We start from the raw sequence: 26,110 nt of genomic DNA on the forward strand, positions 1-26,110 counted from the left end.
CGATCTTGGGGTAATTCATTTAGCGGCCATGACGGATGGGAATGCAGCAGAAGTGATCGTGGGACGCGGCCTTCGTTTCCTCATCCAGTATCGCAACCGTAAACTAGCAGAGTTTTCGAGACTGCAAAGCAGGCTCAAGAAAGGCTCTCGTAAGGCGCGTAAATTGCGAATCTCAAAAGCCAAGATGCTTGCCCGCAATGACCATCAAATTCGTAACTTGCTGCATCATGCCTCTAAGCAAATGGTAGACTTCTGCGTTGCTCAGGGGGCAGGAAAGCTGGTGGTAGGTGATTGCATCAATATGAGCAAGAACTCTCGTAAGCGAAGAAAAAGCTCCAGTCGAAGCAACCAAATGAACAGCAATAATCCTCTAGGACGGTTGTTTGAGTATGTGAAATACAAAGGGAAACAGCGTGGTGTTAAGCTAGAAAAAGAACCAGAGCAATACACCACCCAAACTTGCCCGAAATGCGGCCATCGGCACAAACCTTCGGGGCGTATCTACCAATGTAAAAATCCAGAATGCAACTTTACTGGGATACGGGATCTTGTTGGCGCAGCTAACATTTTAAACAAAAGCGAGAACGGCTTAATCGTTCCAAACTATCGACTTCCGCCAGCTATGGCAAAGTATCGCAGGCCTATAAAAACACCTGTCGCAAGGTTGAACTGCGTAGTCCCGCTGACAACGGGCAAGTTGCTTGATACTACCCTCGAAGCGGCTCAGGCACTCTTGAGTGCAGACAGTAATATGTCGTCTGAGCTGCCTCATGTGGCTTAATCAAGAATCTCCGCAGCTTGCTGCGCGAGAGTTGTCAAAGAACGACTTAGTGAGGCAATATGGAATTGGTGTTGGCCATTTTACCGGTATTTTTATTGATGCTTTTGGGCGTTGTGTTGCAACGCGCTCAGTTTCCATTTGCTGGCTTTTGGGCGGGAATAGATAAGCTGGTGTATTGGCTTCTGTTTCCTGCTCTGTTGTTCTCAAAATCCAGTCAAATCGATTTTTCTGACCCCATGCTCGAACGCTACGGTGTCGTGTTGATTGGGGCTATGGGGCTCACGGCACTCTTTGTCGTGATGGTAGCGCGCTGGATGCAGGAAGATGCACCGACTACTACCTCGATGTTGCAAGCGGGAGTGAGATTTAACACCTTTGTTGCCTTAGCCTTGGCACAGCGTCTTTATGGTGACGAGGGCTTGATGTTTGCCACCCTTGGTGCATCGGTTTTGATTCCTTCCATTAATGTGTTTTTGGTGGTCACTATGGTGACCATGCATGCGACGCAAAAGGTCTCTTTGGGGAAAGTGGTCGCCAAAGAGATTCTGCGTAACCCACTGATCTTGGCATTGGCGGCCGGGATGTCACTGAATGCTCTCGGGTTAACACCGGTATTGGTTATTTCCGATATGGCGGCGACGTTAGCCCAAGCGACTTTGCCTCTGGTGTTATTGGCAGTGGGGGCGAGTGTACGCCTTGATGCGGTAAAAGCCGTGCGCCGTAGTTTTTGGGTTGGCGCGTTTGGCCGGTTTATTTTATTTCCCGCTACGATCGTGGCGTTGTGCTGGTGGCTAGATATCGATGGGGTTGCCGCTGCGGTTGCGCTGTTGTTTGGTGTGGTGCCGACGGCTACGTCGAGTTACGCACTAGCGCGGCAGCTTGGCGGTAACGCAGAAAAAATGGCCGCCTACATTACCCTGCAAACGGCCATTTCTATCTTTACGGTACCAGCGACCATCGCCCTATACCAAGCCTTTCCTCTCTAAAGGGGTCAGACCCTGACAGGGGAGGGTCTGACCCCGCTAGTGTTTATGATGGCCATGTTCATGGTGGTGATGGTGAAGCTCTTCTTCGCTAATTGGGTCGGGTTCACCGGGGTAAACAACGCCCATATCAAGGCGGATTTCGTCCATAGTGGCGAGTAGATCAAGGCTATCCTGCCAGCTATGGTTCGGGCTTTGTAACAAGCCTTCTTCGATGCAGCGGTTCACTTCTTCAATTTCAAATTGGTAACCTGTGCCAGGGAAATCAAACTCAATCGCTCGTTCACTGCCGTCTGTTTTGACTAGTCGGATTTGTTTGGTTTTGTACCACTCGTCTCCAAGTTCAATATAGCCGCCGTTACCACTAATAAGAGCACGATTTGGGCCATGGGTGAGAAGGGAGGCTTCCAGAGAGGCTAGTTGTCCTCCTTCCCAGCCCAGCATAATTTGGGTGAAGACATCCACATCGCTGTCGCCAATGACGGCTTGGTTTTGTACAAAGTCGGGTCGGCCATTAAATAGCTGAGCTAGGAAAATCGGATAGATACCGATATCTAAAAGTGCACCGCCCCCAAGTTCTAGGTTGAGTAGTCGATGGTTTGGATCTTTTGGACCAACGAAACTGAAATTGGCTTGAATACTATGCAAGTCGCCAATTTCCCCTTCTTCAACCCATTCAATGGCTTGTTCGATAGCGGGGGTGAAGCGACTCCACATGGCTTCCATTACAAAGACGTTATGTTCTGCTGCTAAGTCAAAGAGGGCTTGTGCCTGCTCCATGTTAATGGTGATCGGCTTTTCCACCACCACATGTTTCCCCGCCAAAATACAGGCCTTGGCTAGGTCAAAATGGAACACATGGGGGGTAGCGATATAAATCACATCCACTTCGTGGCTGTTGATTAAGGAGAAATAGTCCACTAACGCCAGTTCAATATCATGCTTTGCCGCAAAGGCATCTGCCGCGCTTTTACTGCGGGAAGCCACTGCACTTAAAGTGCCGGTTTTTGCGAAGTTGAAATCAGTGGCAAATGCATCTGCCATCTGGCCAGTGCCGATAATACCCCAACGAACGTCTTGCATGGGAGTCTCCTTAGGTGGGTGAGCAGGAGGCAGTGTTTTAACACTGCCTGCCGTCATTATAGATCAGTGCGATTCTCTAAGTCAGTGATTCTGTCTAATAGCTCGGCAACTTTTGCTTCTAGTTCAGTGACCCGTTGATGAAGGTCGGTGGTTTGCTCCTCGCTAAGTGTTAGCTCGGCATCACTGACTGGGCTTGGTAGCGTTTCATCGGTGCAGAACAATTGGGTATAGCGGCTTTCCCGTTTCCCGGGTTCCCGTGGTAGCTGTTGGACGAAGGGGCCTCCAGTCATGTTGGCGAGGGCATTGAGGGCTTCTTCCACTTCTTGAATATTGGCAAACGCATGAAGACGGCCACTGCGAGATCTCAACTCGCCGGGAGTCTGCGGTCCCCGAAGAAACAGCATGCACAAAATGGCGGTTTGCGCCGGTGTGAATTGCAGGTCGGAAAACTCCGTGTTGCAGAAGCGATGTTGATATTTGGCGACACGACTTCCAGGGGTGAGTAGTTCGGTGATCAGGGCTCTTGATTCAAGGTCATCCAACGTTTGCTGCACTTCTGTCTCGGTGTAGTTCACCACAGGCTCTCGGCTGGACTTTTGGTTGCAGGCGTTAGTGAGAGAATTGAGTGACAGTGGATATAAGTCTGGAGTGGTAAGAGATTTTTCAATAAGGCAGCCAATAACGCGCATCTCTTGCGCTGATAATGTGTAATAAGACATCTACTTCTCCTTAGTCTTTAGGTTAGTCAGGTGTGTCGCTAGGACGCTGTGTAATGCGACCAAATGAAGATTTTAATGGCATTAGCAAGAGTGCTTTGAAAGATTCAGGGGCATAGGTTTGTGTTCCCGGTAACCCGATATTTAAGCCGGCATCGCCATGGTTTGCCGTTGCGGTATAGCTTTGAAATAGACGATCCCAAATACTTAAACAGAAGCCAAAGTTACTATGGGCTTCACTGTCTACTCGGGAATGGTGAATGCGATGCATGTCGGGCGTCACCAGAATACGACGAACCAATCGTTCTAGTCGTTGCGGTAAACGCGCGTTAGTGTGGTTAAACAAAGCGCAACCGTTCAGCAAAATATCAAAGGTCAAAACCGCTAAAGGGGATATGCCAAACAGCCAGATTACGCTGCCTTTTATTAGTAATGACAAGAGGATTTCTACCGGATGGAAACGAATCGCTGAGCTGACATCCAATTCTGGGTCGCTATGATGCACCCGATGCAGGCGCCAAAATAGGGGGATCCGATGAAACAGCCGATGCTGCCAGTAGATGGTAAAGTCGAGTAACACTAGAGACGCAATAAATGCCCCAGTGTCATTTAACCAGTTTTCTAGCGGAAGAGGATGATTACCTAGAGAAGCAATCGCTAGAAGGATCAAAGGTTGGATCATCCGCACCACGATGGAATCTACGGCGAGTAACCCAAAATTATGTCGCCAACGTTGTTGCCACCGTGGTAAAGCGGAACGTCCCCCGCGCCATTGCCATAGGACAAACACGGTCAGTAAGGTGAAGAATATGCCCATGCGTAGTGCAAAATCAGACATAATATTCTCCTCTAAAATAATGGTGACGCTGCGCTAATTAAGAGCTTCGCCCTGTTATGGACATCCCTGTCCTAGTTAAGTTCTGTTTTATTAACCCGGCGGCAATTTATATCGATTATGCAGCATAGGCGATATGCTCAGCATCAAAATATTTTTTCACTCGTTCAGGACGGCGCTGAAGCGTCAGCATGCATGATCGCGTGCGCTTCTTCAAATCGTCCACAGAGCGAACAGCAGGCCCGCTATGCAGCATGCCCTTCAAGTCACAGTTGAGGTATTCGTCCGGATTCAACTCCGGGGAGTAGGCAGGAAGGAAGAATACTTCCAGATAGCGTTTGACCGTCTTGCGCTCCAACCAGCGCTTTACGACTTTGGCGTGGTGTACCCGCAAGTTATCCAGGATCAGAAAGACCTTGCCGGGCGTCGATTCGATCAGCGCACGCAGAAATTTCTTCAGAACCTTGGCGGTCATGGTCGACTCGTACAGCATGAATCGCACAGTGCCCTGGTTGGTGATCGCCGAAATCATGTTGAGCGATACACGCTTGGCCGGCAGTGGTTGGACCGGGGTCTGTCCCTTCGGGGCATAGCTGCGACCGTGCTGAGTGTTGTTTTTGATACCCGTCTCGTCACCCCAGAAAATCTGGGCATTCTCTGCTTTGGCACGGGCCTGAATCTGCGGGTATTCCTCCTTCAGCCAAGCTTCAACGCGAGATGGGTTTTGTTCCCACGCTTTCTTCAATGGCTTCTGAGGCGTGAAGCCCCAGCGCTTGAGGTAATCGCCCATCGTGCGGACCGGAATATCAATGCCCCAGAACTGCTTGATCAGCTGGGCAATCGCGCGCCGTGTCCACAGCGCAAAGCCAAGCTTGTGTTGGTCGGGCATCTGGTCACGAATCGCCTCGATGACACGTTGTTCCTGCTGTTCGGTCAACCGTCGTAGCTTGTTTTTGGGACCGCGCTTTTGAACAGCGATAGCTTCGGCGCCACCCGCTTGATAGCGCTTATACCACCGGCCTACAGTGTCGGGATGAACGTCGAGAAGCTGACCGATCTGGCGGAAGGTTTTACCCTTCTCGCGGAGTCGAACCGCCTTCTGCCTGAGAAGTTCCTGTTGCTCTGGGCTGAGCTTGCGTGCGTCTATATTCATGCAGGCATTATATCATATATAAATCATCGCCGGGTTAATAAAGGTCAACTAGCATCCTGTCCAGCGCTTTTTCCAACTGAGCTCTTGGGCAGCCAAAATTGAGTCGCACGAATTGGCCGTGACCAAAATCCTTACCCGGTGAGAGTCCCACACCCCGGTCAAGGAAGTACTGATAAGGGTCATATAGGCCCAATCCCGACGCATCTATCCAAGCAAGGTAAGTCGCTTCCATGCCCACTAACTGCAATGGCGTGCCAGCGATACGCTGTTGAATATAGTCGCGGTTAGCGCTCAGATAATTAACCAGCTCCTTACGCCAAGGTTCTCCATCGCGGTATGCCGCCTCCGCAGCGACGAGTGCTAACAAGTTTGGTGCAGGGACAATTGCCCCCCGCGCACTAGAAAATTGCTTACGCAATGCACTGTTAGGGATCACCGCAAAAGCGTAACCCAAGCCGGCAATATTGTAGGTTTTAGAGGGAGCCATAAGGGTGATGGAGCGCTGGGCGGCGTCCTCGTTTAGGCTGGCAAAAGGGATGTGTTTACTTTGACTTAGAATTAAATCGCAATGAATTTCATCACTGACGACAATAAGATCATGTTGTTTCGCCAAAGCGTGGATCGCTTCCAGCTCATTCCTTGTATAGACGGTGCCCCCGGGGTTATGTGGATTGCATAGGAGAATCATTTTGGCATCGGGCTTAGCACAGGCTTGGGCCATGCTCTCTATGTCGATTGTCCAGCGATTTTCTTTGACCTCAAAGGGAATGGTTTCCAACACTCGGTCGCTGATCTCAGCCGCTCTAGTAAGGTGGTAATACACGGGAGCTGGGACAATTATGCGCTCACCCGGCTCCGAGAAAGTACGCACGCTCAAATGCAACGCACACACTAAACCAGGCAAATGCACTAAATGAGCGCCATTCGGGAGCCAATCGTAATGTGTTTGGCAGTGAGTTTGTATGGCCTCGATGAGAGATTTTGGTGCGAACGTGTAGCCAAATACTCCCTTTGAGACCCGTTCTTGCAATGCCTGTTTGACACACATTGGACTGTCGAAATCCATATCCGCTACCCACATTGGGATCACATCTTCGGGGTACTTTGCCCATTTGTCGCTATTGAGGTTGTTGCGATCAGTAATTTGGTCGAACTGACTCGTTGAACTCATATAAACTCCTTAATTGAGCATTAAAAGCAGGGTGCTTACCTTGTGATAGTGCCAGAAAAGGGTGAATTGGGACAGAAAACCGCTCTAAGTGGACGTTTTTGGATAAGCTTTAGCCGGTTACATTCGGTAGCGTGTAAAAATTGATCACCGTCAGTTTTTGGGTGGTCGCTTTCCGACGCAAACCTCCTTTGTGCTTTACCGTTAAAAATTATTTGATTTCTAATATTTAGAGTTATTAAGGGTTGACCATTCCCTGCAAGTCTGTCTAATATAGTTTTTATTAAATGGTTGTTTAACAAAAAGGAATCCTGATGCCAAAAGTCGGAATGCCAGAGATAAGAAAACCACAGTTGATCCAAGCAACCATTAACGCGATCGACGAATTCGGTTTTCCTGGCGCAACAGTCAGTGTGATCGGCAAGAAAGCCGGTGTATCGCCAGCCATCATCAACCACTACTTTGGTGGCAAAGAGGGTTTGTTGGAGGCGACGATGCGCAGCCTGATTAAGGAATTTTTTGAAGTATTACAAGCGGAGCTGTACCAAGCCCGTAATGGCACCACCATGGATCGCGCCATGGCGATTGTGCGGGCCAGTATTAGCCAATCCCAAACTCGCCCTCAGGTGGTGAAAGCGTGGATGGGATTCTGGGCATCCGCTATGCATATGCCGGTGTTGTATCGCTTGCAGAATGTGTATTCACGGCGTTTGCAGAGCAGCTTGGTAGCTGTATTCCGGGAGCGGTTAGAAGCCGAGCCTGCCAGAGATCTGGCATTCACGGTAGCGGCATTGATTGACGGTATGTGGCTGCGTGGTTCCCTTGCCGGGGGGATTGATAGCGACTACGCCGCTGATCGGATTAACGAGTATATATCCCTGGCGCTGACACGGCCGTAAGGCGAGCTACAAGGCTCATCGGCGACAGGAACAGGTTCAGTTACAAACAGGCACCAGTGCCTAATTATTATATCAACGGGAGAGTGATCATGATGAAATTGAAACAAGTATCCTTAGCGGTGAGCTTAGCGGCTGCGACAACGGTTGCCATGGCAGATTGTTCCACCGTACGTTTTTCTGACGTAGGTTGGACAGATATCACGGCAACCACGGCAGTCACGTCTACCGTGTTAGAGGGCTTGGGTTACCAAACCAAAACACAGTTGTTATCTGTGCCTGTGACTTACACGTCACTTGCTAACGGTGATATCGACGTGTTCCTTGGGAACTGGATGCCGACCATGGAAGCGGATATCGCACCTTACCGCGATGCTGGCACGGTAGAAGATTTGGGGCCAAATTTGGTAGGCGCTAAGTACACTTTAGCCGTCAACAAGGCTGCGTTTGATGCAGGGGTGAAAACCTTTGCGGACATCGCGATCCATGCGAAAGAATTTGGCGGTCGTATCTACGGTATTGAGCCAGGTAACGACGGCAACCGTCTAATTCAGGACATGATTAACTCAAATGCATTCGATTTGAGTCAGTTTCAGTTAGTCGAGTCTAGTGAAGCGGGCATGTTGTCTCAAGTAAATCGTAACAGCCGCCGTGGCAAGTGGATTGTGTTCCTTGGCTGGGCGCCACACCCAATGAATGCCAATTTCGAAATGGAATACCTAGATGGTGGTGACGATTGGTTCGGTCCCAACTTCGGTGGCGCTAACGTCCACACTAACGTGCGTAAAGGTTATATCGAATCTTGCCCCAATGTTGGCAAGCTACTGACCAACCTAGAATTTTCTCTAAAAATGGAAAACGAGGTAATGGGGGCCATTTTAGATGAAGGTAAACAACCAGAAGTCGCGGCGAAGGAGTGGCTCAAAGCTAACCCAGGTGTGCTCGATAGCTGGTTAGCGGGTGTGTCTACCCAATCCGGCGGTGCTGGTCTGCCTGCCGTCAAAGCCCATTTAGGTCTGTAATCGACTGTTTTCGTACTGCGCCCCGCCCGGGGCGCACTTCCCTTACTGTAGTTGGAGATTATCTGTATGAATTGGCTTACAGATCATAAACTGCCGCTTGGCGATACCATGGAAACCTTCGTTGACTGGTTGGTAGATGCGGCAGCAGGCTTTTTTGATTTTATTTCCCTAGTACTTGAAACCATCATTATGTCGGCGGTAGACGGCATTGAATGGTTGCATCCAATGGTCGTGATTGCGGCCGTTATGGGTGTTGCATGGTTGTTGCACCGCAGCGTTGGTTTGGTGATTTTTGTTGGCCTGTCGTTTCTACTGATTATTAACCAAGGCTACTGGTTGGAAACCGTGCAGACCCTAGTGCTGGTGGTAACGGCGACATTGATTAGTGTTCTGATCGGTGTACCGATCGGTATCGCTGCGGCCCATCGTCCGATGTTATATACCTTTTTGCGTCCGGTGCTGGACTTGATGCAAACCATTCCAACCTTCGTTTACCTGATTCCAACCTTGATCTTATTCGGCTTGGGCTATGTGCCTGGGTTGATCTCTACCATTATTTTCGCGATAGCGGCACCGATTCGTTTGACTTACTTGGGTATTAGTAAAGTACCTAATGAATTGCGAGAGGCGGGCTTGGCGTTTGGCTCAACGAAAACCAAGCTTCTGTTCCGAGTGGAGTTGCCGGCGGCCATGCCAAACATTATGGCCGGTGTGACGCAATGTATCATGCTGTCGTTGTCCATGGTGGTCATCGCCGCTCTAGTAGGTGCTGACGGTTTAGGTAAGCCGGTGGTCCGTGCCTTGAATACGGTGAATATCTCACAAGGTTTTGAAGCAGGTGTCGCCATCGTTCTTGTCGCAATCATGCTAGACCGTATTTGTAAAACACCTGGTATGCGTGGAGAGGGCTAAGTCATGGCTGTAGTTAAACTAGAAAACGTTGATATTGTCTTTGGTAACTTTCTCCATGAATCCTTACGTTTAATGGATCAAGGCATGTCCCGGGCGGAGATTCTGGCTAAGACCGGTGATGTGATCGGCGTACAAAACGCCAGCATCGATATTCACGAAGGGGAAATCTGTGTCTTGATGGGGCTGTCTGGCTCCGGTAAATCTACCTTGCTACGGGCAGTAAATGGTCTAAATAAGGTGGCACGGGGACGCTGCCTGGTACGTGACGGAGATCGCATGGTGGACCTCGCTAAATGTGATGAGGAAACCTTGCGCCACATTCGTACCCATCGCGTATCCATGGTATTCCAAAGTTTTGCCCTTATGCCATGGCTCACGGTGCGTGAAAACGTGGGCTTTGGTTTAGAGATGCAGGGCGTACCAAAAGCTGAGCGTGATGAGAGGGTAGATGCGCAGCTGAAAATGGTAGGCCTTTACCAGTGGGCGGATAAAAAGCCGGATGAGCTTTCTGGTGGTATGCGTCAGCGTGTAGGTTTGGCCCGAGCCTTTGTTATGGACACCGATGTGTTGTTAATGGATGAACCGTTCTCGGCCCTTGACCCTTTAATTCGTTCCCAATTGCAGGATGAGCTGATTGAGCTGCAGCGTCGTCTGAAGAAAACTATTATCTTCGTAAGCCACGATTTGGATGAAGCTTTAAAGATTGGCTCTAAAATTGCCATTATGGAGTCCGCACGAATTATCCAAGAAGACACACCCGAGCAGATCGTGCTGAATCCGGCAAACGAGTATGTGGAAAAGTTCGTTGCCCATACTAATCCGCTCAACGTCTTACGTGGCGACGCATTGATGACGCCTTTAGAGCAATTAGCAACTCGTGATGGCAAAGTCGAAGTTTCCCCAGATGTCAGCTTGCTTTTAAAAGAAGGTGTGTTGCAATCGGTGCAAAATGGTAAAGGTGAAATCGCAACGGCTTTGTGGGATCAATCCATGGATATCGAAAAGGTACCCGAGGGTGCGGTTATGCGTGTGCCGGTGGATATCTCTATGCGTGACGCGGTTGAAATTCGCTATCAAACCCATCAGTTTATGGTGCTAGAAAAAGAAGGTCGTTGTGTCGGTGTGCTGAATGACCACAATTTCTATCACGCCTTATTAGGTAAGCATTTCTCTCGCAGTGAGGCATCAGCCTAGACATCACTCTGATCTTGTCTACCTTTAAGGGAGCTCTTGTAGCTCCCTTATTTGTTTGCACTGGATTGGTGCTCTCATCTGCCTTTTATTGAGGCAAATGCACTCATTTGTTCATAAATTCAGCTTGTCAGTGAATGGTTGGGGTTGCTACCTTTAGCGCACTTTTTTACTGTCGAAAATCGTTTGGTCTGGAGCCGCTGAATGTTCAAACAAACCCTGCTACCCATCTGGAGTTTGCTCTTTGGGGTAGCCCTTATTACCATGGCCAGCGCCTTACAAAGCTCACTGATCGGTATTCGTGCCTCCATTGAGAATTTCGATACGGCGGCAGCTGGCTTTATCATGTCCGCCTATTACGTCGGCTTTATTGTTGGCTCTATTATGGTGCCGAATTGGGTGCGAAATGTGGGGCATATCCGCGTGTTTGCGGCGGTAGCTTCCATGGCATCCATCACTATCTTGGCCCAGTCTGTGATCATTTCCCCATTGTTCTGGATGGCGATGCGGATGGGAACCGGGATCTGCTACGCCGCGCTTTTTATCGTTACCGAGAGCTGGCTCAACGCCATCGCTACCAATGATACTCGCGGCCGTTTATTTTCAATCTACATTATCGAGATTTGGGCTAGCCAGACCTTGGGCCAATTCCTGTTGAACGTTGGTTCACCCAGTGGTTATGACCTATTTATTATTACCTCAGTATTGATCTCGTTGGCACTGGTGCCTCTGTTGTTGGTACGTACTCCTTCGCCAACCATTACGGTGCCAGAAAAACTCAATATTCGTGGTTTGATTCGCTCAGCGCCCTTGGGGGCAACCGCAGTATTTGTGGCGGGTATGAGTTCTGGTGCCTTGATTGGTCTTGCCGCTCTGTATGCCAAAACCTTGGGAATGGATGTGGTGCAAATTTCCATCTTTATTGGTGCCAGCTACGTCGGCGGTATGCTACTGCAGTGGCCAATCGGTAAAATGTCGGATCGCCAAGATCGCCGTTTTACCCTGCTGTGGGTTTCGTTACTGGGTGGGGCTGTGGCGCTTGTGGTACCCCTTGCCAATGGTTTGGACAGCGTGCGCTTGATGATGGTGGGTATGTTCCTTATCGGTGCGTTTACGTTTCCCATGTATTCCCTGGGTTCTTCCCATACCAACGATCAGTTGCGACCAGAACAGATATTATCCGCTAGTAGTGGTTTGATTTTGCTTAACGGTGCGGGTGGGGTCTTGGGGCCAATCATTGCTTCTGCTTTGATGGAATTTACCATGATCGACGCTTTATTCGTCTTTATCGCCTTGGCGAACGCAGGGGTTGGTGCTTTCGCTGCTTGGCGTATGGCAGTCAAACCACCGATGGTGGTGGAAGAGCAGGGCGATCACGTCCATGTTGGTTTGACTGTCAGCCCGGTAGTCAATACCGAGCTGATGGTGGATGCCGACCCAAATATCGATACGGTGGAAGAATTGATCGAAGCAGAGGCTAGAGCAAACGCTGAAACGGACTTTGAACATGTGGTTCCGGCTACCGATGAGGTAAAACCGGAAAGTGACACCACACCGGCTAAGCCCCCATTGTAATTGGAGAATTTACCTTTGAGTATTTTGATTGGCCCAGCAGACAATCCTGTTACTGCTTGGTATGCTTTTGGGTAACTGTAACGACTCGGGTTAAGACTGGCATGATTTGTGCCCTTGGTTAAAGGGTACGAGTTTATGCACCTGTACTTAACCGTCACATCCGCTGACCAAAAAACGTCATCGGGGTGTGCTAATTTCAGGCGCTACCACATAACTCCATAAGGTGGCTCCGTCATGAGAAAAGGAAAGAGTATGATTCGTAAATGTTTGTTCCCAGTTGCTGGTTATGGAACCCGATTTTTACCGGCAACTAAGTCTATGCCCAAGGAAATGCTGCCTATCGTGAATAAGCCGCTAGTGCAGTATGGCGTAGAGGAGGCTGTGGAAGCGGGTTTGGACAATGTGACTTTTGTAACGGGTCGAGGCAAGCGTGCTATCGCCGACCATTTTGACATCAGTTATGAGCTTGAGCATCAAATCGCTGGCACTAGCAAAGAGCAATATCTAGAAGGCATCCGTTATCTTATTAACAACGTCAATTTCTCTTTTACCCGTCAAAACAACATGCTCGGTTTAGGGCATGCCATCCTTACTGGTGAGCCTTTGATTGGTGATGAAGCCTTTGGCGTGGTATTAGCCGATGACTTATGTGTGGGTGGCGAACACGACGGTGTACTCGCCCAAATGGTGAAACTATACAAACAGTTCCGCTGTTCTATCGTGGCGATCCAAGAAGTACCAGAAGACGAAGTTCACAAGTACGGCGTTATCGCTGGTGAGTCGATGATGGAAGGTTTGTACCGCGTAACGGATATGGTGGAAAAGCCAGCGAAGGAAGATGCGCCATCTAATCTCGCGATTATCGGCCGCTATATCCTGACTCCTGATATCTTCGATAAGATCCGTGAAACGCCCCCTGGCGCAAACGGCGAAGTACAGATTACCGATGCAATTCTGCGTCAAGCCCAAGAAGGTTGCGTATTGGCCTATAAATTTAAAGGTCGTCGTTTTGACTGTGGTAGCGTCGATGGTTTCGTGGAAGCGACTAACTTTGTTTATGAGAACATCTACAAAGCATCATAATCAGAAACGGATACTAAAAAGAAGGTCAGCATTTTGCTGGCCTTCTGCATTTCTGATACCAGCTTATTAGGCTTGTAGATGCTTGTTTAACAGTGGTAATAACGTTTTGAATAAACGAGGATTCGCACAGATAACGTTACCGGTATCGATCGAAGGAGCGCCGTTAAAATCAGAGAATAGGCAGCCTGCTTCTTTGGCGATAAATAGAGGTGCTTGAACTTCCCACTCACGTAGCTGAATACCCCAAGCGGCGTCGACCCGACCCGCTGCTACGTTAGCAATGGTTAACGCTGGGCTGTCTTGCAATACGGCACGACCACCTTGGTGAGCAATTTCTTCTAGCACTTTAAACTGACCGCTAGCGTAAGGTAAGGTAACTTCTGTGCCAGGGAACTGGGCGGCAAAAGTGGCGCCGTCGAGTGAGCGCGCATTGGAAGTACGGATGCGGCTATTGTTTAGGTAAGCGCCACGACCTTTGCTGGCGTAGAACTCATCGCGGGTAACAGGGTTAACAACCACTGCGTGTTCCACTTTACCTGCAACTAAGTAGCTCATAGTAATAACATGGCCGGGTAAGCCTTGCGAAAACAAATGTTGACCTTGGATAGCATCAATCACCCAAGTGCCTTCTTTGCCTTCTTGTACTGTGCCTTGTAGACGAGTCTCGATGGTGTCTGCTGGGTAAGCTTTCTCTAAATGGTGAACGATAGTACGTTCCGCACCAGTACAAATATTTTGGTATGCCTCGGCACTGTTTTGACCTTGTTCACGGTCAAATTGCAGTTTTTCTTGTGAATGTAGGATGAAATCCGCGGCAGAGCGGGCTGCTTTTAAAGCGACATTAATTCTCGGTTGCATGTTATACCATTCGTTTGTCGAAACAGAGCATCACACACCTTGTGGATGTGTGAGTTGCAGTTAAAGTGTTAAAGAGCGTTACGGGCCGATCTAGCTGTATTGGTTTACCTGATCGTCACGTCAGAATTAGGGCGCGAATAATAGCGGAAAATCCGTTGCGTAGCTAGCGCTTTATTGGCTAAAAAATGGTCAATTCAACAAATGAGGGAGCGAAAGTGCTTTCCTGTTATCATAGTGCAAACCACTTATAGACAGTTCGGATAAAAATGCAGGATAAGATCAAGATAGTACTCGTGAACACCTCCCACCCAGGGAATATTGGCGGTGCAGCGCGAGCCATGAAAAATATGGGCCTAAGCCAGTTAGTGCTGGTGGAGCCAAAATGTTTCCCTAGTGATGAAGCTGTCAGTCGCGCTTCTGGTGCCACCGACATCTTGGAGCAAGCCATTGTCGTGTCTACCCTAGAGGAAGCGGTAGCGGATTGCCAGTTGGTCATTGGCACCAGTGCCCGTGAGCGTCATATACCTTGGCCTCTGGTAGACCCACGGCAGGCAGCGGAGTTGGTGTTTACCGAACAGTTGCAAACGGCATTTGTGTTTGGTCGCGAGGATAGGGGGCTGACCAACGAAGAGCTACAGCGTTGCCATTATCATGTGCATATTCCATCGGTTGAGGGCTTTAGCTCCCTGAACCTTGCTGCAGCAGTGCAAGTGATTGCCTATGAATTGCGCATGAAGCAACTTTCCTTGTTGGATAAGCCCATTGTTTCCAGCAAATGGGATGTGCCAGCAGCAACAACTGAACAAATCGAGTATTTGTTAAATCATCTTGAAACCGTACTCGGTGACATTGAATTCTTGGACCCTAAAGCCCCACGCCAAGTGATGACTCGCTTTCGGCGCTTGTATCAACGCGCTCAGCTCGATCAGCAGGAAGTGGGTATGTTGCGAGGCATGTTGACGGCCATGGAAAAAGCCAGAAAATAAGCGGCTTACTCAAAAAAAATGCCACTTCAAAGGTGGCATTTTTTTGGGAGATGGCGATTATTTGGTTTGAATTTCGGGACGACCAGGCACTTGCCATTGGGTATGGAATTTCTCGCCCGGTTCTGCATCTACACGCTCATAGGTGTGAGCGCCGAAGTAGTCTCGTTGGGCTTGCAGCAGATTCGCCGGTAGAATTTCAGAACGGTAACCATCGAAGTAAGCTAATGCAGAGTAGAATGCTGGTACTGGCACTCCAGCTTGAGCAGCCATTACCACCGCCTTGCGCAGACCATCTTGACGATTATCCATGGCATTCGCGAAGTAATCGCTAAGCAGTAAGTTTTCTAAGTCATGATTTTCAGTAAAGGCATCGGCGATCTTTTGTAGGAAAGAAGCACGAATAATACAGCCGCCACGCCAAATACGGGCGATATCGCTGAAATTCAATTCCCAGTTATATTCTTCCTGGGCAGCGCGCATGATTTGGAAGCCTTGAGCATAAGCACAGATTTTGGCGCAGTAGAGTGCATTTTCGATGGCATTTTCGATATCTTCGTTGCTTAGATCAGATCCTTGCACTTGGGCAACCAATACTTGTGAAGCTTTTTCCCGTTCCGCGGTGAGCGTACTCAATGCACGAGCGTAAACAGATTCGCTAATGATGCCAGCAGGCACTCCCATTTGTGTCGCGCTAATGGAAGTCCAGCGGCCAGTGCCTTTTTGGCCCGCGCTATCGAGGATCATATCGACCAGTGGGGCACCGGTTTTTGGGTCCTGCTGTTGCAAAATATCCGCCGTAATTTCAACCAAGTAGCTGTTGAGTACCCCTTGGTTCCATTTTTCAAACAGTTTGCCGATTTCAGCGGGTTCGTAGCCTAATAAGGATCGGATCAAATGGTAGGCTTCGCAAATCAATTGCATATCAGCGTATTCGATGCCGTTGTGTACCATTTTCACATAGTGACCAGCGCCATTGGGGCCAAGATAGGCGGTACAGGGTTCACCTTCAGTGACTGGTTGACCTGGTGTGCGCGTTTCAATCGGTTTGCCATTAGCATCCACTTTAGCAGCGACCGATTCCCACATGGGTTTTAGATATTTCCATGAGTCGGCATCGCCACCGGGCATGAGTGAAGGTCCAAAGCGTGCCCCCACTTCACCACCAGACACTGCGGTTCCGAAGAATTTGAATTTGCCTTGGTATTCTTGCTCGCGACGGATGGTATCGGTCCACTGGCTGTTACCGCAATCAACTACGATATCATCCGCTTCAAGGCCTGCTTCAATCAAGTTGTGACAAACGGCATCCACAGGAGCTCCAGCAGGCACTAGGACGACAATCACGCGAGGTTTAACTAAGTTGTTCAGTAGCTCAGACATACTGCTACAACCAACCATTCGTGGTGCGTCAACGCCCGCCGGGCGTTCTTTCGCTTCTGTGTCCAGCAGATCCTGAATCTTGGCAGCATCTAAATCAAAACCGGCAACCCGATAGCCATGGTCGGCAAGATTTAGGGCTAAGTTCTTGCCCATAACGCCTAGGCCTACAAATCCAATGTTGCAGTTTTGATTCTGAGTTTGCATATCTTTTGATCAACCTTGTTTAGCTGGTAGTGTCTTGTGGGGGATTTTTGGTCATTTCGCCGCTCATAAATTGTCATCAATTCGACGAAAGTAGAACACATGTGAAATTTTATGATGCTTTTTTGTAGTTAGTCGAGCCTTTTTCTAAATATTGACTGTTATTTTCTTAAAATTGTTACCGGTAAAGTTGTGTGTTTGCGACAGTAAGTAGTGATTTCATATCGTAAACGTAGCTTGCTTTCAGATATGTAATTTTATTACAGCTTTGTATGGCATATTTGGTGGTTGTGTTGACTGAAACCTAATCAGAAATCATATAAGTCTTTATAAATCAAAGGTTTGTTATTTATTTTTTTGTTTTAAAATTGAAATAAAATAACACTTGGTTATAACAATATTTTTTCTTAGATTGTTTTGTTAGTATTTGGCTACCCATAAAATTATCATCATCACCACAATAATAACGATAAAGAGCAGATAACTACTTTGTTCAGAGGACGCAAACAGACATGAACATGAAATCAGCAGACGTAACCATTCTTCGCAACCTAAACACCGCTGCGCTCGTTGAGCAGGCTTTGGCGAATGGCGAAGGCAAATTAGCAGACACCGGAGCGCTGGTAGTTGAGACAGGTGCTCGTACTGGTCGTTCCCCAATGGATCGTTTTATCGTCGAAGAAGACACTACCCGTGAGGCAATTCACTGGGGGCCAGTTAACCGCCCATTCCCAGAAGAGAAATTCGCGCCACTATGGGATCGTGTCGCTGCGTATCTGGATACCAAAACTTCCTATGTTTCTGATATTCATGTGGGTGCCGGTGATGAGTATTACTTACCGGTGGTGATGCGTACCGAGACAGCTTGGCAGCAGCTTTTCGGTCGTAACCTATTTATTCGCCCAGAGGTCTACAATCCATCGGCTAAGCAAGAGTGGCAAATTTTGAATGTGCCGACTTTTGAATGCGTCCCAGAGCGAGATGGCACTAACTCTGAAGCGTGCGTCATTTTGAACTTCAAAGAGCGTAAAGTGCTGATTGCAGGTATGCGTTACGCCGGTGAAATGAAAAAGGCTATGTTCTCAGTACAAAACTTCCTGTTACCTGAGAAAGACGTGCTACCGATGCACTGTGCTGCTAACGTTGGTACTGACGGCGATGTAACCTTGTTCTTTGGTCTATCTGGTACGGGTAAAACCACCTTGTCTGCAGATGAGTCACGCTTCTTAATCGGCGACGACGAGCATGGTTGGGGTAAAGACACCGTGTTTAACATTGAAGGTGGCTGCTACGCTAAAACCATCGACCTATCAGAGAAAAACGAGCCTGTTATTTGGAAAGCAATCAAGTTCGGTACTGTGCTTGAAAACGTTGTTCTAGACGGCGACCGTAAGGCAGACTATGCCGATACTTCTTTGACGCAAAATGGTCGCGCAGGTTACCCACGTGAGCATATCGCCAAGCGTGCCGAAGAAAACCGCGCCGGTGAGCCTAATGCGATTATCTTTTTGACCTGTGACTTGACCGGTGTTTTGCCGCCAGTGTCTATCTTGACTAAAGAAGCAGCGGCTTACCACTTCCTAAGTGGCTACACTGCACTGGTTGGCTCGACAGAAATGGGTGCGGGTAGTGGCATCAAGTCTACCTTCTCTACTTGTTTTGGTGCTCCGTTCTTCCCTCGTCGCGCTGATGTTTACGCTGACTTGTTGATGAAGCGTATCGAAGAGTTCGGTAGTAAGGTTTACCTTGTAAACACTGGTTGGACCGGTGGTGCACACGGTAAAGGCGGTAAGCGCTTTAGCATTCCAACGACTCGTGCTGTTATTTCTGCAATTCAATCCGGCGCACTAGCGGATGTTGAAACTGAGCATCTAGATGCCTTGAACCTAGATGTGCCGAAGGCAGTTGCCGGTGTCGATTCTGTGCTACTGAACCCTCGTAACACTTGGGCTGATCAAGCGGCTTACGATGCTCAAGCGAAAGATTTGATCAATCAGTTTGTAGAGAACTTCAAAAAGTTTGAAACCGTTTCTGATGCCATCGTCAAAGCCGGTCCTACGTTGTAAGCTGTAGTTCATTCGAAAAAAAGGCCGTTTGGGAAACCAAACGGCCTTTTTGCTGTAACCAGATTAGTGTTAGGGTTATGGCATCATGCCAAGGTGGGTAAGACCCATGTTTTCAGGTAATCCAAGCATGATGTTCATATTCTGAATCGCTTGGCCCGAAGCGCCCTTAACTAGGTTGTCGATGACAGACAATACCACCACTTTATCTCCTCCTTGCGGGCGATATACGGCAATACGACAGAAGTTAGCTCCCTTCGTACTGCGAGTTTCTGGCAGGCTGCCGGCAGGCATAACATCCACGAAAAACTCATCTTTGTAGCGCTCTTCAAATAGCGCCTGTAAGTCAACGCTGGTGTCAGTTAGTGTGGCGTACATAGTGGAGTGGATACCGCGAATCATCGGAACTAAATGCGGTACAAATGTTAAGCCAACTGGTTTGTCACTCACCGCTTGCAGACCTTGTTTAATCTCTGGTAAATGACGGTGTCCGGCGACGCCGTAGGCTTTAAAGCTTTCGCTCGCTTCACATAACAGAGTACCAACGCTCGCACCACGGCCAGCACCGCTTACGCCAGATTTTGCGTCGGCAATAAGATGTGCTGGGTCAACAATTCCTGCTTCCAAAAGAGGAATCAGACCAAGTTGAGTAGCGGTTGGGTAACAGCCAGGGTTGGCTACCAAGGTCGCTCCCTTGATTGCTTCGCGGTTTACTTCGGGAAGACCATACACTGCCTTGGCAGCATAGTCTGGAGTGCGATGTTCCATTCCATACCATTTTGCCCATTCGATGGTGTCCTTAATGCGGAAATCAGCACCAAGATCGACTACTTTAACACCACGATCTACCAACTCTGGTACTTGATCCATGGCAACGCCGTGAGGTGTCGCGAAAAATACTAAGTCGCACTGAGCAAGCGTGTCAGTATCTGGTACGCTAAAGCGTAAGTCGTAATGACCGCGCAGACTTGGGTAAATATCAGCAACCGGTTTGCCATCCTCACTACGTGAAGTGATATGAGTCACTTCAACTTCAGGGTGGTTGGCAAGTAGTCTAAGCAGTTCGGCACCGGTGTAACCTGTGCCTCCGACGATACCTATTTTATACACGGTCAGATCCTATAGTTTAGAGAAATGAGATAATTGCTTGTCGTAGGGTTAACTGGTTGAATAGTGCCCGAAAAACGATTCGCTTTAAAGTAAGGGGATGGTACTGAAAGGATTAAATTTTATCGCCAAACTACGGGAGCGGGAATCCTCCGCCGACGATTTACTGCTATTGTCAATTTTAGCGGTGGTTTGTGGTGTTATCTCTGGCCTTACCATGATTTTGATTGTGGCGGGGTTGAGGTTCTTCTCAGGAGTACTGTTGCCGGGGCACAGCGAAAACTACGAGGGACTCGATGGCTGGTTGCCCTTTGTTTTCCCGCTTGTGGCGACTTCTTTGTTGGCGCTCATTTGGTTTTTTCTGCCCACAAAATGGCAAAAAGTTGGTATTCCTTACGTGGTAGAGCGTCTCAACTACCACCATGGCAATTTGCCCATGGCGAACGGGATAGTGCAGTTAGTTGGCGTTTTTATCGGTTTATTAGGTGGCTTATCTATCGGTAAAGAAGGTCCAGCAGTACATATTGGTGCCACCTTTGGTAGCCAACTAGCGCAACGCTTTCGCCTTACTCATATCGGTATCGAAACACTTGTGGCTTGTGGTGTCGCCGGTGCTATTGCTGCAGCGTTTCAGACCCCTATCGCCGGCGTATTGTTCGCCTTTGAGGTCATTTTTCTAGAGTATCGACTCCGCCATGGGATACCGGTAATGTTATCGGCTGTGGTTGCGGTAATGTTGAGTGAAGCGACGCTAGGTAGTTTAGATATATTCACGGTAATCCATTTTGATTTAGCTGTGCCTACTCATACCTTGCTGCCAAGTTTGTTGGTGTTGGTGGTGGGTATTGTTCTCGCTACCAGTATGTTTTATCGGTTGCAGCGGCTTGGTTGGCGCCTGTTGGGATTGCCAATATGGGTGCGCTTCACGGCTGTGGGATTAGCTACTGGGCTAGTTGCCATGTTTTTACCCAGTGTTCTTGGTGGTGGCTACGACACATTAAACCGAATTTTTACGCAGCAAGCGCCAGATTGGTTGCTACTGCTGATAGTCGCTAAGATTGTATTAACTGGCCTATCAATTGGTTTGGGAATACCCGGGGGGATGATTGGACCTGCCTTTGTAATCGGTGGGTTAGTTGGTATGCAGGTGGGGTTGCTATTTCATGGCGTCTTACCCGACATTGCTGTTTATGGATTATTTCCCTTGTTGGGAATGGCAAGCATGATGGCGGCGACATTTCAGGCGCCTCTTACCGCATTGATCGCAGTGTTGGAAATGACGCATAGCTCCCAAGCCATGTTGCCTTCGTTGGTGGTGATTACCCTGTCCTGTTTAATAACGCGTCTGGTGTTGCACCAAGATTCTGTATTTGTCGAGCGTCTTCATGCAATGGGCATGGTGTCCAGTTGGGATCCTGTGCAAAAGCTACTGCGTCATAGCGATTTGCGCAGTTTATGTGAAAGTGTTGTGCAATTACCGCGACTTGCTCCCCCCGAGCGCCTAAGAGAAATCAATGCGAGTATGATAGACTTCGTGTTAATTGAGACTCTAGGTCAGACATCGGTAACGGGGAGAGAAGAGTTGCTGTCTGTGTTTGAACAGTGGCGTCTAGGTCCGCAACCTTGGCTAAGCAATGATGATCAAGAAGTGCAGCTTGATCTTGCTAAAATGGGGAGTTGGCAATCAGTTCTGGTTGTTCCAGCACCCGATACGCCGGCAGAGGCATTGGCTTTGATGAATCGCCATCACTGTGATCGACTGGTGTTGCAGTTTGAGCAAGGCCTAGGGTTAGTTTCTCGTTATCAGATTGATAAATTATTGCTGAAGGATTAATCATGTTGTGGGTGAAAGCATTTCATATTGTTGCTATGGTGAGTTGGTTTGCGGGACTCTTTTATCTACCACGGTTATTCGTTTATCACGCATCTACTAGCGATCAAGAAGGTTCTGAGCGCTTCAAAATTATGGAGCGCAAACTGTATCGCGGGATTATGACGCCGTCGGCTATCGCGACAGTTATTTTGGGTTTGTGGTTGGTCAGTTATAACCCAGATTACTATTTATCCTCCGGTTGGTTTCACGCCAAGATGCTGTTGGTTGTGTTGCTTTTAGGCTACCATCATGCCTGTGGCCGATTGCTGAAAAAATTTGCACTAGATAATAATACCCGCAGCCACATTTTTTACCGTTGGTTTAACGAGCTTCCGGTTTTGGTATTAATCGGAGTGGCTATTCTTGTTGTCGTTAGACCCTTTTAATTTACTTAATTAGATTGGAATTTTATGAGTCGCTCAGCAGATTTATATGAACGCGCCCAAAAGCGTATCCCAGGTGGGGTGAATAGCCCAGTTCGAGCATTCAATGGAGTTGGTGGTACGCCAATTTATTTTCAGCGCGGTGAAGGCGCTTACATGTATGACGAAGATGGTCAGCGTTATATCGATTACGTCGGTTCTTGGGGGCCGATGATTCTTGGTCATCAGCATCCAGATGTATTAGATGCTGTGCGTAAACAGCTAGAGTTAGGTTTAAGTTTCGGTGCTCCCACCGCGGTTGAGACGACAATGGCGGAGAAGGTCTGTGAGTTAGTGCCATCCATGGATATGGTGCGTATGGTGAACTCTGGAACTGAAGCAACCATGAGTGCGATTCGTTTAGCTCGTGGTTACACTGGTCGTGACAAAATCGTGAAGTTTGAAGGTTGTTACCATGGTCACTCAGACTCGTTATTGGTGAAAGCTGGTTCGGGCGCACTGACTCTAGGCGTACCAAATTCCCCGGGTGTTCCAGCTGATTTAGCTAAGTACACCATTACTCTGCAATACAACGATATTGATGAAGTAAAGCAGTGTTTTGCCGAAATGGGTCAAGAAATTGCTTGTATTATCGTGGAGCCAATTGCCGGCAACATGAACTGTATCCCACCGGTCGAAGGCTTCTTGGAAACGCTGCGTGAAGTCTGTGATGATAGTGGCGCAGTGTTGATTTTCGACGAAGTGATGACGGGCTTCCGTGTTGCTTTGGGTGGTGCGCAAGAGCGCTTTGGTATCACTCCTGATTTGACGACCTTGGGTAAAGTGATTGGCGCGGGTATGCCAGTAGGTGCATTTGGCGGTAAACGCGAGATCATGGAGCACATTGCTCCCCTTGGACCGGTGTATCAGGCAGGTACGCTATCTGGTAACCCAGTTGCCATGATGGCTGGTTTGGCTGTGTTGAATAATATTTCCGCTCCAGGATTTCATGATCAACTTGAAGCCAAGACGGTTAAGTTAGTAAATGGTCTAAAAGCAGTCGCTAATGAAGAAGGTGTGCCTTTAGCAGTTGTTAGTGAGGGTGGTATGTTCGGTATGTTCTTTACCGAGCGAGAACGGGTAACGACATTTGCTCAAGTGCAACAATGTGATACGGGTAAATTCCGCGAATTTTTCCATTTGATGTTGGAGGAGGGTGTCTATCTTGCGCCTTCAGCATTCGAGGCCGGTTTTACCTCCCAGGCGCACACCGAAGAAGACATCGATTTCACAATTGCCGCCGCTAAGCGCGCATTTGCGAAAATGACTAAGTAATTCGAAAAAAGTAGGTAGTAGATGAAAGTTGAAGAAGTGCCCGTAGAAGAAACGGAAAAAGACATTCCCAAAGATAATGTCGATGGCGAAGCAGAACTGAAACGTCCACGTCGCGGCGTTTATCTGCTACCTAATTTGTTCACCACGGCTGCCTTGTTTTCGGGTTTCTATGCCATTATTGCGGCGATGAACAGTGAGTTTGTTAATGCTTCGGTGGCGATCTTTATCGCTATGGTGTTGGATGGTCTTGATGGACGTGTGGCGCGTTTAACAAGAACCCAAAGTGCTTTCGGTGCAGAATATGATTCTTTGTCGGATATGGTGTCTTTTGGAGTAGCACCGGCGTTAGTTGCTTTTACTTGGGCGCTAGCCCCACTAGGCAAGGTTGGCTGGATTGCCGCATTTATCTATGCGGTGGGTGCAGCGCTTCGTTTAGCACGTTTCAACACCATGATAGGTACAGCCGATAAACGCTACTTTACTGGTTTGCCAAGCCCTTCTGCTGCGGCAGTTGTAGCAGGAGTGATCTGGGCAGCGAGTCAGGCCGGTATAACAGGTGAGTCTTTGGCTTCGGTGATGGCGATTTTAGTGCCAGTGACTGGATTGCTGATGGTGAGCAATGTTAAGTACCGCAGTTTTAAAGATCTCAATCTAAAGGGGCGGGTGCCTTTTGTGGTGTTGCTGATTGCTGTTCTGGTACTGGTGCTTGTTGCACTGGAGCCTGCTTTCGTACTCGCATTTGTGTTTTGCTTGTACGGGCTTTGGGGAATATTGGGAGTTTTTATTCCGAAGCTGCGTTAATAATTGGTAACTTGGTTAAGAAAATAGCCCGCTCAATCGTCAAAGATGAGTGGGCTTTTTTTTGGGGAGAGGATAATGATCATTAAATCTAAAGTGTCTTCACAAGCACAAGAGTGGGAAGTTACCGATCAGCAGGTATATCTAAATCGAAGACAATTTATGAAAGCGAGCCTAGCGACTGTAGCCGGAGCATCAGTTGCAGGCAACATATTTGCCGCAACAGAGACAAGCTCCTTGGTTGTGCCTAGTCAATTTGCAGAAGCTTTTTCTAATATCAAGCCTAGCAGTTACGGTGCGGGGGAAGTGGTGGCGCCGTTTGATGTTGCTACGGGATACAATAATTTCTATGAATTTGGCTTTGGTAAAGAAGATCCTGCAGAACGGGCTCATTTGCTGAAAGCAACTCCTTGGAGTATCGAGGTGCAAGGAGAAGCGAATAACCTAGGCAAGTTTCACCTTGAAGATCTTATCAAAGAAGCCGCCTTAGAAGAGCGTATATATCGATTACGTTGTGTGGAGGGTTGGTCAATGGTTATTCCCTGGGTGGGAATTCCAATGGCAACATTTTTAAATCGCTTCGCGCCAAACTCAAATGCTAAATATGTTTATTTCGAAACCCTGTACGACCCTGAGCAAATGCCTGGACAAAAGGGGCGAGGCTTGGATTGGCCCTATCGAGAAGCGCTGACTATTGAAGAAGCAATGCATCCGCTGGCATTTATTGCGGTAGGGATGTATGGGTCGGTACTGGCGAATCAAAACGGCGCACCTATCCGTATCGTGATTCCTTGGAAGTATGGTTTTAAAAGCATCAAGTCTATTGTCAAAATTCGCTTTACGGAACAGCGTCCCATGACTACATGGAATCGAATGGCTCCCCATGAATATGGCTTTTATGCCAATGTGAATCCAAACGTGGATCACCCGCGCTGGTCGCAAGCGCGAGAGCGTCGTCTGCCAAGTGGCGTGTTTTTGCCGAATATCATAGAAACAAAATTATTCAATGGTTACGACGAAGTGGCGTCACTCTATAGCGGAATTGATTTGACAAAAAACTATTAGAGCTAACCAAGCGTGAAAAAACTGATTCCTAGGATAGCTATATGGGTGGCTTACTGCATTCCAGCGGTATGGCTGATTGTAAGTTTACTAATTGGGAGATATTTCCCTGATCCCGCTGAGCCACTAATGACTTGGACTGGTGTATGGACGATTGTGATGTTGTTTCTGACGCTAGTCGTGAGTCCTTTGAGTAAAAGAATCCGGCGAGTAAACCTATTGAAATGCCGCCAAGGGTTAGGGCTTGCTTCCTTCTGCTATGCTTTCTTACATTTGTTGGCATACCTGTTCCTACATGCTGGCTTGGACGCGACGTGGGTAGTGGAGGATCTAACTGAAAAGCCCTACATCATATTTGGCTGGTTGGCTTTTGGTGGCTATGTCTTACTCGCATCAACGAGCAACCGCGTTGCTAAGAGAAAGCTTAAGCAGCGTTGGAAAAGTCTACATCGGGCAGTTTATCTGATCGCTTTGTTGAGTCTGCTCCATTTGTGGTGGCAGATACGAGCCGACTATCTTATTTCAATCTCTGCCTTGGTTGCGCTTGCCCCACTCATGTTGTGGTGGGTGTGGGGGCATCCAATCGTTAAAAAGTTAAAATAATTGAAAAAAGTGCTTGCGTTAAAAAATCGCGACGGTAATATACGCACCCACTGACACGGCAGGCCGCTAAGGACTGCAAAACAC

General features: G+C 48.3%; 24 protein-coding genes. 16 read left to right on the top strand and 8 right to left on the bottom strand.

The genetic code is table 11. From position 1 onward, the window contains the following. Both FJM67_RS14515 and FJM67_RS14520 read left to right on the top strand, forming a co-directional pair. Positions 1 to 781, top strand: a 781-nt coding sequence (locus tag FJM67_RS14515) for an RNA-guided endonuclease InsQ/TnpB family protein (protein ID WP_140590758.1), incomplete at its 5' end; no start/stop codon positions are given. 59 nt (positions 782 to 840) lie between these two features. Beyond that, positions 841 to 1,767 carry an AEC family transporter gene (locus tag FJM67_RS14520; RefSeq protein ID WP_140590760.1) on the top strand — a complete coding sequence of 309 codons (927 nt, stop codon included), beginning with the start codon at positions 841 to 843 and terminating at the stop codon, positions 1,765 to 1,767. Positions 1,768 to 1,803: 36 nt separating this feature from the next. On the opposite strand, the gene FJM67_RS14525 is transcribed toward FJM67_RS14520, so the two are convergent. The 5 genes from FJM67_RS14525 to FJM67_RS14545 form a co-directional block, all read right to left on the bottom strand. Beyond that, on the bottom strand, positions 1,804 to 2,847 hold the full coding sequence (locus tag FJM67_RS14525) for a Gfo/Idh/MocA family protein (RefSeq protein WP_140590763.1): 1,044 nt from the start codon (positions 2,845 to 2,847) through the stop codon (positions 1,804 to 1,806). 56 nt (positions 2,848 to 2,903) lie between these two features. After that, on the bottom strand, positions 2,904 to 3,566 hold the full coding sequence (locus FJM67_RS14530; protein WP_140590766.1) for a YceH family protein: 663 nt from the start codon (positions 3,564 to 3,566) through the stop codon (positions 2,904 to 2,906). A 22-nt stretch (positions 3,567 to 3,588) separates the two neighbouring features. Further along, positions 3,589 to 4,401, bottom strand: coding sequence for a sterol desaturase family protein (locus FJM67_RS14535; protein ID WP_140590770.1), 813 nt, complete (start codon positions 4,399 to 4,401; stop codon positions 3,589 to 3,591). 115 nt (positions 4,402 to 4,516) lie between these two features. Then, positions 4,517 to 5,551, bottom strand: coding sequence for an IS630 family transposase (locus FJM67_RS14540; RefSeq protein ID WP_140590772.1), 1,035 nt, complete (start codon positions 5,549 to 5,551; stop codon positions 4,517 to 4,519). A gap of 34 nt (positions 5,552 to 5,585) precedes the next feature. Then, on the bottom strand, positions 5,586 to 6,722 hold the full coding sequence (locus tag FJM67_RS14545) for a MalY/PatB family protein (RefSeq protein ID WP_140590775.1): 1,137 nt from the start codon (positions 6,720 to 6,722) through the stop codon (positions 5,586 to 5,588). 311 nt (positions 6,723 to 7,033) lie between these two features. Here FJM67_RS14545 and betI point away from each other — a divergent pair, with 311 nt between their 5' ends. The 6 genes from betI (at position 7,034) to galU (ending at position 13,398) form a co-directional block, all read left to right on the top strand. Next, the gene (betI, locus tag FJM67_RS14550; protein ID WP_140590778.1) at positions 7,034 to 7,618 is read left to right on the top strand and encodes a transcriptional regulator BetI; all 585 of its coding nucleotides are present in this window, start codon (positions 7,034 to 7,036) and stop codon (positions 7,616 to 7,618) included. Between the two features lie 92 nt (positions 7,619 to 7,710). Then, positions 7,711 to 8,637: a choline ABC transporter substrate-binding protein gene (locus FJM67_RS14555; RefSeq protein WP_407943635.1), complete on the top strand. Its 927-nt coding sequence runs from the start codon at positions 7,711 to 7,713 to the stop codon at positions 8,635 to 8,637. Positions 8,638 to 8,703: 66 nt separating this feature from the next. Then, complete coding sequence (gene choW / locus FJM67_RS14560) at positions 8,704 to 9,549, top strand: choline ABC transporter permease subunit (protein ID WP_140590781.1); 846 nt, start codon at positions 8,704 to 8,706, stop codon at positions 9,547 to 9,549. Positions 9,550 to 9,552: 3 nt separating this feature from the next. Continuing rightward, a complete protein-coding gene (gene choV / locus FJM67_RS14565; RefSeq protein ID WP_140590783.1) occupies positions 9,553 to 10,743 on the top strand; it encodes a choline ABC transporter ATP-binding protein in 1,191 nt (396 codons plus the stop codon). A 201-nt stretch (positions 10,744 to 10,944) separates the two neighbouring features. Further along, positions 10,945 to 12,315 (top strand): MFS transporter, encoded by a 1,371-nt coding sequence (locus FJM67_RS14570; RefSeq protein WP_140590786.1) that lies wholly within the window; start codon positions 10,945 to 10,947, stop codon positions 12,313 to 12,315. 252 nt (positions 12,316 to 12,567) lie between these two features. Then, positions 12,568 to 13,398 (top strand): UTP--glucose-1-phosphate uridylyltransferase GalU, encoded by an 831-nt coding sequence (gene galU / locus FJM67_RS14575; RefSeq protein WP_140590788.1) that lies wholly within the window; start codon positions 12,568 to 12,570, stop codon positions 13,396 to 13,398. Positions 13,399 to 13,464: 66 nt separating this feature from the next. On the opposite strand, the gene FJM67_RS14580 is transcribed toward galU, so the two are convergent. Continuing rightward, on the bottom strand, positions 13,465 to 14,256 hold the full coding sequence (locus FJM67_RS14580) for an inositol monophosphatase family protein (protein ID WP_140590791.1): 792 nt from the start codon (positions 14,254 to 14,256) through the stop codon (positions 13,465 to 13,467). A 266-nt stretch (positions 14,257 to 14,522) separates the two neighbouring features. Between FJM67_RS14580 and FJM67_RS14585 the strand changes: the two genes are divergently transcribed. Then, a complete protein-coding gene (locus FJM67_RS14585) occupies positions 14,523 to 15,242 on the top strand; it encodes an RNA methyltransferase (protein WP_140590793.1) in 720 nt (239 codons plus the stop codon). 57 nt (positions 15,243 to 15,299) lie between these two features. On the opposite strand, the gene gndA is transcribed toward FJM67_RS14585, so the two are convergent. Beyond that, positions 15,300 to 16,826 carry an NADP-dependent phosphogluconate dehydrogenase gene (gene gndA / locus FJM67_RS14590; protein WP_140590797.1) on the bottom strand — a complete coding sequence of 509 codons (1,527 nt, stop codon included), beginning with the start codon at positions 16,824 to 16,826 and terminating at the stop codon, positions 15,300 to 15,302. Between the two features lie 509 nt (positions 16,827 to 17,335). Here gndA and FJM67_RS14595 point away from each other — a divergent pair. Then, positions 17,336 to 18,889 carry a phosphoenolpyruvate carboxykinase gene (locus FJM67_RS14595; RefSeq protein WP_219846002.1) on the top strand — a complete coding sequence of 518 codons (1,554 nt, stop codon included), beginning with the start codon at positions 17,336 to 17,338 and terminating at the stop codon, positions 18,887 to 18,889. A 75-nt stretch (positions 18,890 to 18,964) separates the two neighbouring features. On the opposite strand, the gene argC is transcribed toward FJM67_RS14595, so the two are convergent. Next, a complete protein-coding gene (gene argC / locus FJM67_RS14600) occupies positions 18,965 to 19,996 on the bottom strand; it encodes an N-acetyl-gamma-glutamyl-phosphate reductase (protein WP_140590800.1) in 1,032 nt (343 codons plus the stop codon). A gap of 97 nt (positions 19,997 to 20,093) precedes the next feature. Here argC and FJM67_RS14605 point away from each other — a divergent pair, with 97 nt between their 5' ends. The 6 genes from FJM67_RS14605 to FJM67_RS14630 all read left to right on the top strand — a co-directional run bounded on the left by FJM67_RS14605 (position 20,094) and on the right by FJM67_RS14630 (position 26,026). Then, the gene (locus FJM67_RS14605; RefSeq protein ID WP_140590804.1) at positions 20,094 to 21,827 is read left to right on the top strand and encodes a chloride channel protein; all 1,734 of its coding nucleotides are present in this window, start codon (positions 20,094 to 20,096) and stop codon (positions 21,825 to 21,827) included. A 2-nt stretch (positions 21,828 to 21,829) separates the two neighbouring features. After that, positions 21,830 to 22,252: a protoporphyrinogen oxidase HemJ gene (hemJ, locus tag FJM67_RS14610; RefSeq protein ID WP_140590807.1), complete on the top strand. Its 423-nt coding sequence runs from the start codon at positions 21,830 to 21,832 to the stop codon at positions 22,250 to 22,252. Between the two features lie 24 nt (positions 22,253 to 22,276). Beyond that, positions 22,277 to 23,563, top strand: a complete 1,287-nt coding sequence (gene hemL / locus FJM67_RS14615) for a glutamate-1-semialdehyde 2,1-aminomutase (protein WP_140590810.1) — start codon at positions 22,277 to 22,279, stop codon at positions 23,561 to 23,563. Between the two features lie 21 nt (positions 23,564 to 23,584). After that, a complete protein-coding gene (pssA, locus tag FJM67_RS14620) occupies positions 23,585 to 24,364 on the top strand; it encodes a CDP-diacylglycerol--serine O-phosphatidyltransferase (RefSeq protein ID WP_140590813.1) in 780 nt (259 codons plus the stop codon). A gap of 75 nt (positions 24,365 to 24,439) precedes the next feature. After that, positions 24,440 to 25,426: a protein-methionine-sulfoxide reductase catalytic subunit MsrP gene (msrP, locus tag FJM67_RS14625; protein ID WP_140590816.1), complete on the top strand. Its 987-nt coding sequence runs from the start codon at positions 24,440 to 24,442 to the stop codon at positions 25,424 to 25,426. A 126-nt stretch (positions 25,427 to 25,552) separates the two neighbouring features. Beyond that, positions 25,553 to 26,026, top strand: a complete 474-nt coding sequence (locus FJM67_RS14630; protein WP_140590819.1) for a protein-methionine-sulfoxide reductase heme-binding subunit MsrQ — start codon at positions 25,553 to 25,555, stop codon at positions 26,024 to 26,026. Positions 26,027 to 26,110: the final 84 nt, after the last annotated feature.

The sequence above is a fragment of the Maribrevibacterium harenarium genome, from assembly GCF_006385675.1.
Taxonomy (GTDB): Bacteria; Pseudomonadota; Gammaproteobacteria; order Pseudomonadales; family Marinomonadaceae; genus Marinomonas; species Marinomonas harenarium.